The 14,803-nt window shown below is 65.0% G+C and carries 15 protein-coding genes; 6 read left to right on the top strand and 9 right to left on the bottom strand.

Annotated elements, in window-relative coordinates; genetic code table 11:
• Positions 1-11: 11 nt before the first annotated feature.
• Positions 12-1,415 (bottom strand): cysteine--tRNA ligase, encoded by a 1,404-nt coding sequence (cysS, locus tag ABWO90_RS13480; protein WP_353191845.1) that lies wholly within the window; start codon positions 1,413-1,415, stop codon positions 12-14.
• A gap of 292 nt (positions 1,416-1,707) precedes the next feature.
• Here cysS and ABWO90_RS13475 point away from each other — a divergent pair, with 292 nt between their 5' ends.
• From ABWO90_RS13475 to ABWO90_RS13460, 4 genes are all read left to right on the top strand, one after another.
• On the top strand, positions 1,708-2,412 hold the full coding sequence (locus tag ABWO90_RS13475) for a tetratricopeptide repeat protein (protein WP_353191745.1): 705 nt from the start codon (positions 1,708-1,710) through the stop codon (positions 2,410-2,412).
• A gap of 83 nt (positions 2,413-2,495) precedes the next feature.
• Positions 2,496-3,083 carry a peptidylprolyl isomerase gene (locus tag ABWO90_RS13470; protein WP_502922610.1) on the top strand — a complete coding sequence of 196 codons (588 nt, stop codon included), beginning with the start codon at positions 2,496-2,498 and terminating at the stop codon, positions 3,081-3,083.
• Positions 3,084-3,127: 44 nt separating this feature from the next.
• Entirely contained in the window at positions 3,128-3,622 is a 495-nt protein-coding gene (locus ABWO90_RS13465; protein ID WP_353191743.1) for a peptidylprolyl isomerase, read from the top strand.
• 59 nt (positions 3,623-3,681) lie between these two features.
• Positions 3,682-4,518 carry a UDP-2,3-diacylglucosamine diphosphatase gene (locus tag ABWO90_RS13460; RefSeq protein WP_353191742.1) on the top strand — a complete coding sequence of 279 codons (837 nt, stop codon included), beginning with the start codon at positions 3,682-3,684 and terminating at the stop codon, positions 4,516-4,518.
• Between the two features lie 80 nt (positions 4,519-4,598).
• On the opposite strand, the gene cysE is transcribed toward ABWO90_RS13460, so the two are convergent.
• Both cysE and ABWO90_RS13450 read right to left on the bottom strand, forming a co-directional pair.
• Complete coding sequence (gene cysE / locus ABWO90_RS13455) at positions 4,599-5,375, bottom strand: serine O-acetyltransferase (protein WP_353191741.1); 777 nt, start codon at positions 5,373-5,375, stop codon at positions 4,599-4,601.
• 299 nt (positions 5,376-5,674) lie between these two features.
• Complete coding sequence (locus ABWO90_RS13450; RefSeq protein ID WP_353191740.1) at positions 5,675-6,505, bottom strand: RNA methyltransferase; 831 nt, start codon at positions 6,503-6,505, stop codon at positions 5,675-5,677.
• A gap of 384 nt (positions 6,506-6,889) precedes the next feature.
• On the opposite strand from ABWO90_RS13450, the gene ABWO90_RS13445 reads away from it, so the two are divergent.
• A complete protein-coding gene (locus tag ABWO90_RS13445) occupies positions 6,890-7,744 on the top strand; it encodes an inositol monophosphatase family protein (RefSeq protein ID WP_353191739.1) in 855 nt (284 codons plus the stop codon).
• Positions 7,745-7,924: 180 nt separating this feature from the next.
• On the opposite strand, the gene gltX is transcribed toward ABWO90_RS13445, so the two are convergent.
• The 6 genes from gltX to ssuE form a co-directional block, all read right to left on the bottom strand.
• Positions 7,925-9,316: a glutamate--tRNA ligase gene (gene gltX, locus ABWO90_RS13440; RefSeq protein WP_353191738.1), complete on the bottom strand. Its 1,392-nt coding sequence runs from the start codon at positions 9,314-9,316 to the stop codon at positions 7,925-7,927.
• A gap of 275 nt (positions 9,317-9,591) precedes the next feature.
• Positions 9,592-9,807, bottom strand: a complete 216-nt coding sequence (locus ABWO90_RS13435) for a TOBE domain-containing protein (protein ID WP_010807342.1) — start codon at positions 9,805-9,807, stop codon at positions 9,592-9,594.
• A 49-nt stretch (positions 9,808-9,856) separates the two neighbouring features.
• The gene (locus tag ABWO90_RS13430) at positions 9,857-10,906 is read right to left on the bottom strand and encodes an ATP-binding cassette domain-containing protein (RefSeq protein WP_353191737.1); all 1,050 of its coding nucleotides are present in this window, start codon (positions 10,904-10,906) and stop codon (positions 9,857-9,859) included.
• The gene (gene ssuC, locus ABWO90_RS13425; RefSeq protein WP_353191736.1) at positions 10,903-11,778 is read right to left on the bottom strand and encodes an aliphatic sulfonate ABC transporter permease SsuC; all 876 of its coding nucleotides are present in this window, start codon (positions 11,776-11,778) and stop codon (positions 10,903-10,905) included. Before ssuC ends, ABWO90_RS13430 begins: the two co-directional genes overlap by 4 nt.
• A 112-nt stretch (positions 11,779-11,890) precedes the next feature.
• On the bottom strand, positions 11,891-13,042 hold the full coding sequence (gene ssuD / locus ABWO90_RS13420) for an FMNH2-dependent alkanesulfonate monooxygenase (RefSeq protein ID WP_353191735.1): 1,152 nt from the start codon (positions 13,040-13,042) through the stop codon (positions 11,891-11,893).
• Positions 13,043-13,056: 14 nt separating this feature from the next.
• A complete protein-coding gene (ssuE, locus tag ABWO90_RS13415; protein ID WP_353191734.1) occupies positions 13,057-13,659 on the bottom strand; it encodes an NADPH-dependent FMN reductase in 603 nt (200 codons plus the stop codon).
• 351 nt (positions 13,660-14,010) lie between these two features.
• Here ssuE and ABWO90_RS13410 point away from each other — a divergent pair, with 351 nt between their 5' ends.
• Positions 14,011-14,790, top strand: a complete 780-nt coding sequence (locus tag ABWO90_RS13410) for a helix-turn-helix domain-containing protein (RefSeq protein ID WP_353191733.1) — start codon at positions 14,011-14,013, stop codon at positions 14,788-14,790.
• Positions 14,791-14,803: the final 13 nt, after the last annotated feature.

Raw genomic sequence — 14,803 nt, 5'->3', positions numbered from 1 at the left:
ATGCGTCGCGCTCAGGCACGACGCCATTCGGTGGCGCCTCCGGGACGGTCTTCCAACACGATACCTTCGGCCAGCAATTCGGCACGGATGCGGTCGGCTTCAGCAAAGTTGCGATCGCGCTTGGCCTGGGCCCGCGCTTCGATGCGCGCCTCGACAGACGCACGCAGCGCGTCGCCATCGCCGGCGTCGTCGGCGCCCGTCGCCCCTTGCAGGAACGTCTGCGGATCGCGCTCGAGCAAACCGAGCGTTGCCGCCAGCCCTTGCAACTGACGCACCAGCACCGGATCGCGTTGCTTGTTGATTTCGCCCGCGAGTTCGAACAGCACGGAGATGGCAACCGGCGTATTGAAGTCGTCGTTCATGGCGGCAGCGAAGCGCTGCGCGAACGGCTCGTTCCAGTCGAGCGCGGCGCCATCGCCGGTGGCGTCCTTGAGCGCGGTGTACAGGCGCGTCAGGCCGCCACGCGCATCGTCCAGATGGGCATCGCTGTAGTTGAGCGGGCTGCGATACTGCGCGCGCAGAATGAAGAAGCGCACGACTTCCGCATCGAACTTCGCGAGCACTTCGCGAATGGTGAAGAAGTTGCCGAGCGACTTGGACATCTTCTCGTTGTCCACCCGCACGAAGCCGTTGTGCATCCAGTAGTTCACGAAGGTCTCGCCCGTGGCGCCTTCGCTCTGGGCGATTTCGTTCTCGTGATGGGGGAACTGCAAATCGGCCCCGCCGCCGTGAATGTCGAAATGGTTGCCCAGCAACTGGCAGCTCATGGCCGAGCATTCGATGTGCCAGCCCGGACGACCCGCGCCCCAGGGCGAAGCCCACTTCGACTCTTCCGGCTCGGTGTCCTTGGCGCGCTTCCACAGCACGAAGTCGAGCGGATCCTGCTTGGCGGCATTGGCCGCCACGCGCTCACCGGCGCGCAGGTCTTCGATGGACTTGCCGGACAGTTGACCGTAGCTCGCGAACTTGCGCACGGCGTAATTCACGTCGCCGTCGTCGGCCTGATAGGCATAGCCGTTGCGTTGCAGCGTGCCGATCATGTCCACCATCTGCGGGATGAAGTCGGTCGCGCGCGGCTCCTGATCGGGACGCTGCACGCCGAGGGCATCGGCGTCTTCGTGCATGGCCGCAATGAAACGCGTCGTCAGCTCGCGCATCGTCTCGCCATTTTCGACGGCACGCTTGATGATCTTGTCGTCGATGTCGGTGATGTTGCGCACATAGGTCACGCGATAGCCGAGCGTGCGCAGCCAGCGCTGCACCATGTCGAACACCACCATCACGCGCGCATGACCAATGTGACAGTAGTCGTACACCGTCATGCCGCAGACATACATGCGGACTTCGCCGGAAACGAGGGGTACGAACGGCTGTTTGTCTCGCGCGAGCGAGTTGTAGACGCGGAGTGAATCCATAGATAAGCGCTTGACCATCGTCGCAGCGAGCGGCAGCAGCGCCGGACGCTGCGACGATGCCGCCCGGTACGTCATCGATCGTGACGAGAGCGACATCGCGAGGCGGGCTGCGCGCCGTGCGGTAGAAAAAACGAACCTGCGAACCGTATCCACCGCCACTTCCAGAACAGGAACCGGGAAATGGCGCGGGACGAGCGCAGGCGTTTTGTTAGAATGCGGCCGAGTATAGCATCTCTTGTGCACCTCTCAGGTATCCCAAGCACCCACTATGACGCAACGAAGCCGGTCAATTTTGTCCCCCGCAACGCGCCTCCTGTGCCGTGTCCATCCGGCTGCCGCAGCCGCTCGCAGCGCCCGCGCCCTGACGCTCGCCGGCGCCACGCTCGGCCTCGCAGGCGCGCTGTTCGCCCTGCCCGCCGGCGCGCAGGCGATCATCGATCCGCCCCCGCCCGCCCCGCTGCAAACGCCGCAGCAAGCGAGCGAGTCGGCCATCAACAAATTGGTCGACGCCGGCAAGACGCAAGAAGCGCTCGCCAAGATCGACGAGCACCTGAAGCAATACCCGCGCGACGCGCAGGTACGCTTCACCCGGGGTCGCGTGCTCATGGAAATGGGCCGTAATGCAGAAGCCATCGACGACTTCACCGCCCTGACCCAGGACTTCCCGGAACTGCCCGAGCCGTACAACAACCTCGCCGCCCTCTATGCGCAGGCCGGCGAGTACGACAAGGCGCGTGCCGCACTGGAAAACGCCATTCGCAACAATCCGAGTTTCGCCGTGGCGTATTCGAACCTCGGCGACATCTACGCGAAGCTGGCACAACAGGCTTATCAGAAATCACTGAAGCTCGCGCCGACGGCGCGCGTCTCGGCCCGCGAGAAGCTGCTCTCGGACATGCTCGCGCCGCAACGCGCCAAGCCCGTGAGCCAGACCCCGTCGCCGGCCAAGTCGAACGAGCAAAGCACGCTCAAGAACATCGGCAAGTCGGGCAACTGAGAACCCGGCGTCCTTTCACGAATCGAATCGACCTCGATCGATCCTTCATCGCAACGGAGACTCGCATGTCCTTTCCGAATCGCCTGCGTCGCGCGCTGCTCGGCAGCGCCGGCACGCTCATCGCCGCCGCCGCCCTGTCGGGCACCAGCCTGAGCGCGATCGCGCAGACGGCGCAACCGCAGGTGCAGTTCAAGACGTCGGTCGGCAACTTCGTGGTGGAACTCAACCCGAAGGCCGCACCGAAAACGGTCGACAACTTCCTTCAATACGTCAACAGCGGCTTCTACAACGGCACGATTTTCCACCGCGTGATCAATAACTTCATGATCCAGGGCGGCGGTTTCACGCCCGACATGCAGCAAAAGCCCACGCGCGACCCGGTGCCCATCGAATCGAAGAACGGCCTGAAGAATCTCGCCGGCACGATCGCGATGGCGCGCACTTCCGACCCGAATTCCGCGACCGCGCAATTCTTCATCAATGTGAAGGATAATGCGTCACTGGACTACCCGAATCCGGACGGCTTCGGCTATACGGTATTCGGCAAGGTGGTCTCCGGCATGGACACCGTGGAGAAAATCAAGGGTGTTGCCACGACCCGCAAGGGCATGTACTCGGACGTGCCTGCGACGACGGTCGTGATTGAATCGGCCAGCGTCGTCAAGCGCTGAAATCCTCCGGCCCACAGGGACCATTTCATCAGAAGGAAAGCATCATGGTTGAACTTCAAACGAATCACGGCGTCATTCGCATCGAACTCGACGCGGCCAAAGCACCGAAGACGGTCGAAAACTTCCTGAACTACGTCAAGAACGGGTTCTACGACAACACGGTGTTCCACCGCGTGATCAACGGCTTCATGATCCAGGGCGGCGGTTTCGAGCCGGGCATGAAGCAAAAGCCGACGGAAGCGCCGGTCGAGAACGAGGCCAACAACGGCCTGAAGAACGACAAGTACACCCTGGCGATGGCGCGCACGAACGATCCGCACTCGGCCACGGCACAGTTCTTCATCAACGTGAGCGACAACGACTTCCTGAATCACAGCGCACCGACGCCGCAAGGCTGGGGCTACGCCGTGTTCGGCCGTGTTGTCGAAGGCCAGGACATCGTCGACCAGATCAAGGGCGTGAAGACCGGTTCGAAGGGCTTCCACCAGGACGTGCCGGTTGACGACGTCGTCATCGAGAAGGCCGTCATCGTCGCCTAAGTCTCAGCGCCAAGCGACAATCGATGCCAGTATCGACTGCGCGGTGCCCGCAGTGCCCCGTGACACCACGGGGCGACGGGCCCGCGCTTTTCATTTCCGACCTTCACCTCTCGCCGGCGCTGCCGCGCACGGTGCAAGTCTTCGAGGACTTCCTGCGCGGCCCCGCGCGTGAAGCATCCGTCCTTTTCATCCTCGGCGATCTGTTCGAATACTGGATCGGCGACGACATGCTTGACGCGGACCCGACGGCGAACGCCCCCGACACCGCCGCCCCCGAACCGCTCGGCGCCTTCGCGCGACGCATGACGGCGGCGATGGCCGAGTTGTCCGCCAGCGGTGTCCCCATCGCCGTAATGCGCGGCAATCGCGATTTCCTCCTCGGCAAGCGCTTTGCCCGGGCCGCCGGCGCGGTCATGCTCGACGATCCGTGCGTCTTTTCATTTCTCGGGCAGGCGCTCGTGCTCAGTCACGGCGATCAGTTGTGCACCGACGATGTCGGCTATCAGCGTTTTCGCCGCATTGCCCATTCGCCGCTCGGCAAGGCCTTCTTTCTGACGTTGCCATTGCGGCTGCGCATGGCCATCGCCGATCGCATCCGCCGCCGCAGCGCCGCCAAGGGGGCGCATCGCATGGCCTATGCCGACGCGAACGCCGGCGCCATCGCAGCGCTGCTCGACGCAGCGGGCGAGCGCACGCTGGTGCATGGGCATACGCACCGCCCGGCGCGTCACGCCGACGGGCGCCGCGTGCGCTGGGTCTTGCCCGATTGGGAGTTCGACATCGATCCGCCACGCGGCGGGTACCTGCAATGGGACAGCCACGGCTTGCGCGCCGTCGACCTTGCACCATCGGCGCCGGCCACCACGCCCCCGTCCGGAACGCCGGGAAGCGCGTAAGCTTTCCTCGTCACCATGCAAAACGGCCCGCACGAACGACGGGCCGTTTTGCCATCCGGCGCACACTGGCGCGCGACGCCTTACATGTCCTGAATTTCCTTGCCGAGCTTGCGCAGTTCGGCGGTATCGATCTTGCTCGCACCGAGCGCTTCGAGATGCGCGCCGAGTTGATTGAGCGCCGCCACCATCACGTCGATCTTGTGCGACTGATCCGTCGCGTTCTCGATCAGCCCGTGAAAGGCGAGGGACACCGGATCGTCGGCATTCGGCGCAATCCCGTAAGCGGAGAACTCCGGCTTGCGGCCGTTGCCCGGCTTGGCCTGGGCATCCGCCTTCGGTGCATCCGGGCGAATGATGCGCGCAGGATTGCCCACGGCCGTCCCGCCGGCAGGCACTTCCTTGACGACCACGGCGTTTGAGCCGATCTTCGCGCCCTCACCGACCGTGAAGCCGCCGAGCACCTTCGCCCCTGCCCCCACGATTACGCCCGGCGCGAGCGTCGGGTGACGCTTTGCTCCCCGCGTGAGCGACGTGCCCCCAAGGGTCACCCCCTGATAGATGGTGCAGTCGTCGCCGACGACGGCCGTCTCGCCGATCACGACACCCATGCCGTGGTCGATGAAGACGCGGCGCCCCAGCGTGGCGCCCGGATGGATTTCGATGCCCGTCAGAAAGCGCGCGTATTGCGAGATATAGCGCCCGAGCCATTTGAATCCCGAGCGCCAGCAGCCGTGGGCGACGCGATGCAGCATCACGGCGTGCAGGCCGGGATAGCATGTCAGCACTTCCCAGTTGCTACGGGCAGCGGGGTCCTTTTGCCGAATGGCGGCGATATCTTCGCGAAGACGAGTGAACATGGGCCTTGAGTCGATCCTGAAATGCGCATCCCCCATTCGCCTGCGGCGGGCGGGAAGTCGCGACATGACCTTGAAGATCTGGAAACGGTGAACGCCGGCCAAAGGCGGCGGCGCGTTGCGAAGCGATGACGCGTGACGCGTCATGCAGGTCGGTGCAGGGTTAACAGTGCACGTGATAAGGCAGGGAGGCAGCGCAACGCTGGCGCAAACGGGTCATATCCGCGAAAGGCTGATAAGCATGTGACTGGGAATTGTATGGCCTTTTCGCGACACGTGCTCGCACGTGCCGACGCTCCCCATCAGCGGCGCACCTTGCGCTCGAGAATATGTTTCGCGATGCCGCGCAGGATGTTCACTTCCTCGCGCTCCAGATGACTCTTGGCAAAGAGCCGACGCAGGCGCGTCATGAGCTTCTTTGGATTGTCCGGATCAAGGAAGTCGAGGGCGACGAGTGCGCTTTCCAGATGCGCGAGCATGCCCTCGACGTCGTCTCGCGTGGCGAGCGCTTCGTGTCCGGCCGCAGATGCCCCATTCGCTGCGCCGCTGTCGGACGACGTCGCGCGAACCGGCGCAACGGTCAGCACTTCGCCGCGCTCGCGCGCCAGACACGCCATGCGCACTTCCCACGCGATCAACTGCACCGCCTGCGACAGATTGAGCGAGCTGTAGACCGGATTGGCCGGAATGTGCACGAGGGCGTTGCAGCGCTCCACGTCGGCGTTCGACAAGCCGGTGCGCTCGCTGCCGAACAGAAACGCCACCGCCTCGCCCTGCCCGGCATGCTGCACGGCAATCGCGGCGCTCTCACGCGGCTCCGCGTTGGGCGGGCCGTACTCGCGCGACCGCGCGGAAAGCGCCACCGCCCAGCTCACGCCCTGCAACGCCGTGTCGAGATCGGGCACGACCAGCGCGTTGGCCAGCACATCGTCCGCCCCGCTCGCGAGCGCTACCGCCTCGGGATCGCGCAGCACGTCGGCCCCGGCACGCGGCGCGGCAAGGACCAGCCGTCCGAATCCCATCGTCTTGATGGCACGAGCCGCCGATCCGACATTCCCCGGATGGCTGGTCTCGTTGAGCACGAAACGCACTTGATCGAACAACGACGACGAATGAGCAGCAGACTGGGACATGAGACAGCGACGATGGCGAAAACGAAGAGAAGAAAACGAGGAAAGCGAGCGAACCCGTCGCCACGCATGGGCCGTAAAGCGGCACTGCGGCGGCAACTGTCGCTATTTTGCCCTGAATCGCGCCTGCTGCGGGCCGACACGACATGGAGACGACCCGGTTGCGCCGGAATCGAAAAAGGGTCAGAAGGCGCAGACACTCCAGCGCACGACACGTATTTTTGATAAAATGCGCGTTTTCGCCCCGCAATCGAGCCGCCGGAATCCGGTACGGCACTTGCCGGGCATCGTTCTTGCTCAATTCGTTCGCTTTGTCTGCCACGCCTGCCGGCCGATCCCATGTGGGGTTGTGCGTACCGTCGGCGATGGCCTTAACAGGAATCTGTCATGCAGCATCCCATGCTCAATATCGCGGTGAAAGCCGCGCGCCGCGCCGGCAACATCATCAGCCGTGCCTCCCTCGACATCGATACCGTCAAGGTCAGCAAGAAGCAGCACAACGACTTCGTGACGGAAGTGGACAAAGCGGCTGAGCAAGCGATCATCGAGACCCTCCTCCAGGCCTATCCCGACCACGCCATCCTCGCCGAAGAATCGGGCGAAGCGCACGGCAACTCGGACTCGGAATTCCAGTGGATCATCGATCCGCTCGACGGCACCACCAACTTCATCCACGGCCTGCCCTACTACTGCACCTCGATCGCGCTCGCGCACAAGGGTGTCGTCACGCAAGCGGTGATCTACGACCCGACCCGCAACGAACTCTTCACGGCGTCGCGCGGCCGCGGCGCGTTCCTCGACGGCAAGCGGATTCGTGTGTCGCGCCGCGACCGTCTGGCCGACGGCCTGATCGGCACGGGCTTCCCGTTCCGCGATCTGCAAGGGGTGGAAAACTACCTGAAGATGTTCGGCACGATGACCGAACACTGCGCAGGTATCCGCCGTCCGGGCGCTGCCGCGCTCGATCTGGCAAACGTGGCTGCCGGTCGCATGGACGGCTTCTTCGAACAAGGCCTGAACGCGTGGGACATGGCCGCAGGCAGCCTGCTGATCACGGAAGCTGGTGGTCTGGTCGGCAACTACACCGGCGAATCGAACTTCCTGTTCGAAGGCGAAATCCTCGCAGGCAACCCGAAGATCTACGTGCAGATGGTGCACCTGCTCGAAGGCTATTCGCGCACGCAACGCCCGGTCTCGCCCGCGAAGCGTGCCGCAGCCGCGGAAGACGGCGCGCAGTCGTAAGCGACGACGCACAACGCAAGGGTCGCGACGCACTGTCGCGCCCCGAACAAAAAACCCCGGCGATGCCAACGCATCCCGGGGTTTTTTGTTGCTCAGTGCTGCCAATGCGCGAACGGTGCCACGTTACCGCGCGGCCGAATATCTCGGCCGCCGGCGTTGCGGCACGTCTGCTTTGCCCGTTCAGGCGCCCAGACGGGCCAGCACCGTATCGCGGCCGAGCAATTCGAGCACGGCGTCGATGGCTGGCGTGTGCGTCGTGCCGACGACCAGCAGGCGCACCGGCATCGCCAACTGCGGCATCTTCATGCCGTGCTGCGCGAGGGTAGCCTTGAACACCGGCGAGATGGCTTCCTTCTTCCACTCGGGCAGCGCGGCGAGCCCCGTGGCGAGATCCTTCACCGCGGCACGGGCCACGTCCGTCATATGCTGCGCCACGTCCGCTTCCGACGGCACCGGCTTGCGATAGAACATCTCGGCGCTGGCAGCGATGTCCTTGATCGTGTTCGCGCGGTCCTTGAACAGCGCGACCACACCGGCGAGCGACGGCCCGCCTTCGATCGACACGTCCGCCTTTTGCAGGAACGGCTCCGTCAGCCCGGCCAGACGTTCATTGTCGGCCTGCTTCAGATACTGGTTGTTCAACCACAGCAGCTTTTCCGGATTGTGCTGTGCAGGCGACTTGCCCAGATGGTCGAGGTCGAACCACGCCACGAACTGCTCGCGGGTGAAGACTTCGGCGTCGCCGTGCGCCCAGCCAAGACGCGCCAGATAGTTCACCACGGCCTCCGGCAGGAAGCCCTCCTCGCGGTACTGCACCACGCTCATGGCGCCGTTGCGCTTGGACATCTTCTCGCCCTGGTCGTTGAGCACCGTGGGCAAATGCGCGTACACCGGCGGCTGCTTGCCGAGCGCTTCGAAGATGTTGATCTGACGCGGCGTGTTGTTCACGTGATCGTCGCCGCGAATCACATGCGTGATGTCCATGTCGATGTCGTCGACGACCACGCAGAAGTTATACGTCGGCGTGCCGTCCGGGCGCGCGATCACCAGATCGTCGAGCTCTTCGTTGGAGATTTCGATGCGGCCCTTGACGGCGTCTTCCCACACCACGCTGCCGGTCAGCGGATTCTTGAAACGCAGCACGGGCTGCACGCCCGCCGGCGGCTCGGGCAACACCTTGCCCGGTTCCGGACGCCAGCGGCCGTCGTAACGCGGCTTCTCGCCACGCTCACGCTGCTGCTCGCGCAGTGCATCGAGCTCTTCCACGCTCATGTAGCACGGATACACGTGACCCGCCGTCTTCAGTTGCTCGAGCACCTCGCGATAGCGATCCATGCGCTGCATCTGATAGAACGGGCCTTCGTCATAGTCGAGGCCGAGCCATTCCATGCCTTCGAGAATGACCTGCACGGCTTCCGGGGTCGAGCGCTCGAGATCGGTGTCTTCGATGCGCAGCACGAACGCGCCTTGATTGTGACGCGCGAACGCCCACGGATAGAGAGCGGAACGAATGTTGCCCAGATGGATGAATCCGGTCGGGCTAGGCGCAAAGCGGGTGCGGACAGTGGTCATGGTTTGGCTTCGGTGCATCGCGTCGGCAACAAACAAAAACGCCCGCGGCGGAAGGTCTCGCGCAGGCGGGTCGCCAACATTGGGAAGCCGTCATTATATCAGCCGAGTGCGTGCATTCGCGGCACAGTCCGAGACCGGCATCGGAATTTCCCGCGTCCCGTCTCGGAAGTCGCCCGGACACTCGGTCAGGACGGGCGAACAGTCGGGCAATACCGGGTGACACCGGGCAGTACCTGGCAACCGGGACGACCGCCGGGCACCGCCCGGCCCCGACGTCAGAGTTTTGCGAGCGAGACTTCGGTGGCTTTGACGAGCGCGACCACTTCGGAGCCGACATCCAGGCGCAGCTCGTCGATAGAGCGCGTGGTGATGACCGACGTAACGATGCCGCTCGGCGTTTCCACATCGACCTCGGAGAGCACGGGGCCACGCAGGATTTCGCGAATGCGGCCCTTGAACTGGTTACGGACGTTGATGGCGGTGATACCCATGATGAACTCCTGTGTTCGAAATGCGAGAGTGAATTGAAATCGGTAGCGCTCAGACGGCCCAGCGCACCGTCGCGGCGGGCCACAACGGTTCCGGGGCAGCAACCTGCGCCGCAGGCGCCGCTTCGGTTTGCAGCACGCGAGCGAGGACCTGCGACTCCAGCTCGGCGAACGCCACGCTGCCGCGCGCCCGAGGCCGCGCGAGCGACACCGGCTGATCGAGGCCAAGCTGTCCCTGCTCGATGAGCACCACGCGATCGGCAAGCGCGACTGCCTCCTGCACGTCATGCGTCACGAGCAGCGCCGTGAAGCCGTGGGTGCGCCACAGACGTTCGATGAGGGCGTGCATTTCGATGCGCGTGAGCGCGTCGAGCGCACCCAGTGGTTCGTCGAGCAACAGCAAGTCGGGCTGGTGGACCAATGCGCGCGCCAGTGCCACCCGTTGACGCTGACCGCCGGACAACCGGCTGGGCCAGTCGTTGGCGCGTTCGGCCAGACCGACCTCGCCCAGTACGTCGAGCGCCTGAGCATGCGACGATTTCGGCAGTCCGATCGCGACGTTCTCGAGCACCGTGCGCCACGGCAGCAGGCGAGCGTCCTGAAACATGATGCGCGTCGATACCTGGCCCGCGGCATCGCCGAGCGCATGACCATCGAGCGTGATGCGACCGGCATCGGGTGATTCGAGCCCGGCGATCAGCCGCAGCAATGTCGACTTGCCGCATCCGCTGCGACCGACGATTGCGGCGAATCCGCCGCGCGGAATCGTCAGCGAGAAGTCCGAGAGGACCGAGCGCTCGCCGTAACGTTTGCCGACGGCGTCCACGCGCAACCCTGCCGATGCCGGCGTTGCAGCCGGGGCCTCGTCACTCGCCGGATGCACCACTTTAAGATTCGTCCCCGCCGAGACCGATGACGTACGCGGCAAGGCCGGCGTGTGACCGTTCGCACTTCGCGGCAGATTCACCGGCAACTGCGTGCCGAACGGATCGGCCTGCGGGTCGAGCGCGAGAGGTCGGGAATGCCCGGTGGCGCGCTGCTCGGCCGTCCATTCGGCTTCGATGTCCACCCCGGCGACCGGGGCCAGTTGTTGTGCGCTCATGCGGCGGCTCCTCGTTGAAAGGCCGGATGCCAGCGCAACCAGCGGAATTCCAGTTCCTTGGCCAGCACGTCGGCCAGCTTGCCAAGCAATGCGTACAGCAGAATGCCCACGAGCACGATGTCGGTCTGCAGGAATTCGCGGGCATTCATCGTCAGGTAACCGATGCCCGACTGCGCGGAGATCGTTTCCGCGACGATCAGCGTCACCCACATCAAGCCGAGCGAGAAGCGAACGCCCACGAGAATCGATGGCAACGCGCCCGGCAAAATGACGTCGCGATACAGCGCCCAGCCTCGCAAGCCGTAGCTGCGCGCCATTTCCACGAGTTGCGGATCGACGGCGCGAATGCCGGCGTAGGTGTTCAGGTACATCGGAAAGAACACACCGATGGACACGAGAAACAGCTTGGCCTTTTCGTCGATGCCGAACCACAGGATCACCAACGGAATGAGCGCCAGATGTGGAATGTTGCGCAGCATCTGGAACGACGAATCGAGTGCCGTTTCCGCGAAGCGCGACAAGCCTGTCACCATGCCGAGCAGCAGCCCGAGACCGCCGCCGATCACGAAACCGGCGACCGCACGGCCCGTCGAGACACCGATGTCGCGCCAGATCTGTCCGCTCACGGCGAGTTGCCACGCGGCATCGACCACGGCGGAGGGCGCGGGCAGCACCCGCGTCGACAACCAACCCTGACGCGCCGCGAGTTGCCAGAGGGCCACGAGGACAACGGGGACAACCCACGGTGCCAGCCGTCGTGCGACGTTGCGCGAAAAGCGCCGATAGCGTTGCGCGGCAGGCAATCCGCCCGGCCCGGGCGTTGCGTGGAACGTGCCGCCAATGGCGGCATCCGTCAAAGTCGTTTGCGTCATGCGAATTTCTCCCCGGGACCTGGCGACCCCGTGCTTTTCATCAATGCCGTACTCGGTGAGGAGCGAGCCGTCGATGGCGCCCGGAGCGGCCCGGTGCGGCCCGGCGAGTCACTCAGCTTTGCGACGCCTGCGGCACGAGGTTGTTGGCCATGACTTCGCCGATCGGACCGGACAGCGAGACGTTGCCCAGGCGCTCACGCACCTCGCGCGGCAGATGCGGGAACACAAGCTCGGCGAAGCGGTACGCCTCTTCGAGATGCGGGTATCCCGACAAGATGAACGTGTCGATGCCCAGATCGGCGTATTCGCGCAGCCGTTGCGCCACCGTCGGGCCATCGCCGACGAGTGCCGTGCCTGCGCCGCCTCGCACGAGGCCCACGCCCGCCCAGAGGTTCGGTGCGATCACGAGCTTGTCGCGCCGTCCACCATGCAGCGCCGCCATGCGTCGCTGACCTTCCGAATCCATCTTCGCGAACTGCGCCTGCACCCGGTCGATGGTCGCGTCGTCGAGCTTGCTGATGAGGGCATCGGCTGCGCGCCAGGCCTCGTCTTCGGTCTCCCGCACGATGACATGCAAACGCAGCCCGAAACGCAATGTGCGCCCGAGTTTCGCGGCGCGTGCACGCACGTCCGCGATCTTCTCCGCCACGTCGGCCAACGGCTCTCCCCAGGTCAGATAGACGTCGAGCTGCTCGGCGGCGATCTGACGTGCCGCCTCCGACGACCCACCGAAATACAGCGGCGGATACGGTGCCTGCACCGGCGGGAAGAACAGCTTTGCGCCCTTCGCGCGCAGGTGCTTGCCGTCGAAATCGAGACTCTCGCCGCTGTGCGACTTCTCGAAGACACCGCGCCAGATACGCAGGAATTCGTCGGTCACCGCGTAGCGTTCGGCGTGATCGGCGAAGAAGCCGTCCCCCTCCAGTTCCCCCGCGTCGCCTCCGGTGACCACGTTGATCAGCAACCGTCCGCCCGACAGCCGATCGAAGGTCGCGGCCATGCGCGCGGTCAGCGCGGGTGAGGCAATACCGGGGCGTATGGCAACGAGAAATTTCAGCCGTCGCGTAGCGCCGATCAGACTCGACGCGGTGACCCAGGCGTCTTCGCACGAGCGCCCTGTCGGCAGCAGCACGCCTTCGTAACCGAGCGCATCGACGGCGCTGGCGATCTGGCGGGCGTAGTCGAAGTCGAATACGCGCCCGCCGTCCGACGTGCCCAGGTAGCGCGTATCGCCATGCGTGGGAATGAACCAGAAAACTTGCATGCGAACTCCGGCACTCACGCGGCCAACGTGGCGCGAGCAACGCTCGTACGCGTCGCACCGATGGCCTTGCCCGGCCACTGACGGATGACCTCGCGCTCGTGCAACCACTGCGAGAGTTGATCGACGGTCGCGCCGAGGCGCTCGGCAATCGTCGCGTCGAGCACGGCCCCCTCTTCCTTCGGCACTTGCTGGTCGACGGCAAACACGCCTCGCAGAATGTGCTGCGCGCCGAGCGCGGACAGCACGGGCTTGAGCGCGTAGTCGAGCGCCAGCAAATGGGCGGGACTGCCCCCCGTCGCGAACGGTGCGACGAGCTTGTCGGCGAGACCGTCCTGCGGCAAGACGTCGAGAAACGCCTTGAGCAGGCCGCTGTACGCCGCCTTGTAGACCGGCGTGGCAACGACCACCGCCTGCGCACCCGCGACCTGCGCCAGCGCGTGGCGCAGATCGTCGTGCGACGTATCGGCCGCGAGCAGCGCGGCGGGCGACAGCGCGCGGAGGTCGATACGCCGCACCGCGACACCGGCCGCAGCCAGTTCGGATTCGACGAAACGCAGCAACCGGGCGCTGCGCGAGGCGCCCGACGGGCTGCCCGAAATCGTGACGGCGTATGTCATACTTCCCTGCCAAAGAAGCGGCCCGCGCGACACATGCCGCCGGCCATGAGAAATCAAAGCGCACCCGGCAGCGCATCCCATCGGGTCAGGCTTCGCATCAGATGCCAAACCTGGCGAATCCGGCCGCCGCACCGTGCCGGCCGGAGGATTCCGGCCACTGGAGATCCAGTGTAGCGACGCGTCCCGCGTGCCCGAACCAATGAATCCGGGATTGCTTTGCGCGATTTCTCATAACCTGGAGTCATGCACCTTTCGTGCCTTATTCCCCACGAAGGTGATAACGTCTGATTTACTGAACTGATTCTCTTATTGCGTCGCGTCCTGCTACCGCTGCCACATCGCCTCCGCCTCATGTCCGCCCCGATCCTCGAACTGCGCGAGTACTGTCCGACCGACAGCACCGACACCCACGACTTTCATCAGGTCGTGATCGGGCTGTCCGGGCGCATGTCGTTGTCGCTGGAGGGCGATACCTCGCAGTTCGGCCGAGTGGGCGCGCGTAACGGCGTGGTCATTCCGGCCGGGGTGCGTCACGACTACCGGGGCGACGGCCCCAACCGACAGGTGGTGCTGGATGTCCCCGCCCGTGTCGCCACCGTGACCGGCGCCGCGCGCGCGTTCGCGCATGAAGCGTTCTTCGCGCTGGACACGTCGCTGCTGGCGCTGGCCCGGCGCGTGAGTGCGAGCGTAGACGACGGACAGCCGCTCAACGAGCACGACCCCGTCGTACGCGAATGGCTCACGGCACTGACGGCGCGTCTGGCGCCGACGCGCCCCGCATCGCGCACCCTGCGGCTCGATCTGGCGCAGATCGACGCCCGCCTGCAAGCCGATCTTGCCATCCCGCCCGACAACGCCACGCTGGCCCATGAGGCGGGCATGAGCGTGCGGCACTTTCACGACTGCTTCGTGGCGATGACCGGCGAGACGCCCCACCGCCATCTCATGCGACTGCGGCTCGCACGCGCCGCACTGCTGCTCGCCGAGAACGATGCGACGCTCGCGGATATCGCGCTGGACGTCGGCTTCAACGACCAGAGCGCCCTCACCCACGCGTTTCGCCAGCACTTCGGACGCACGCCCGCCGCCTGGCGGCGCGAACGCGCGGCGCTGGAGACGGCGTCGAACTGACGTCCCGGCTCGC

It is taken from the genome of Pandoraea pnomenusa (assembly GCF_040391475.1).
In the GTDB taxonomy this organism is placed as follows: domain Bacteria; phylum Pseudomonadota; class Gammaproteobacteria; order Burkholderiales; family Burkholderiaceae; genus Pandoraea; species Pandoraea pnomenusa_C.
This window is presented reverse-complemented; position numbering and strand designations above follow the sequence as displayed.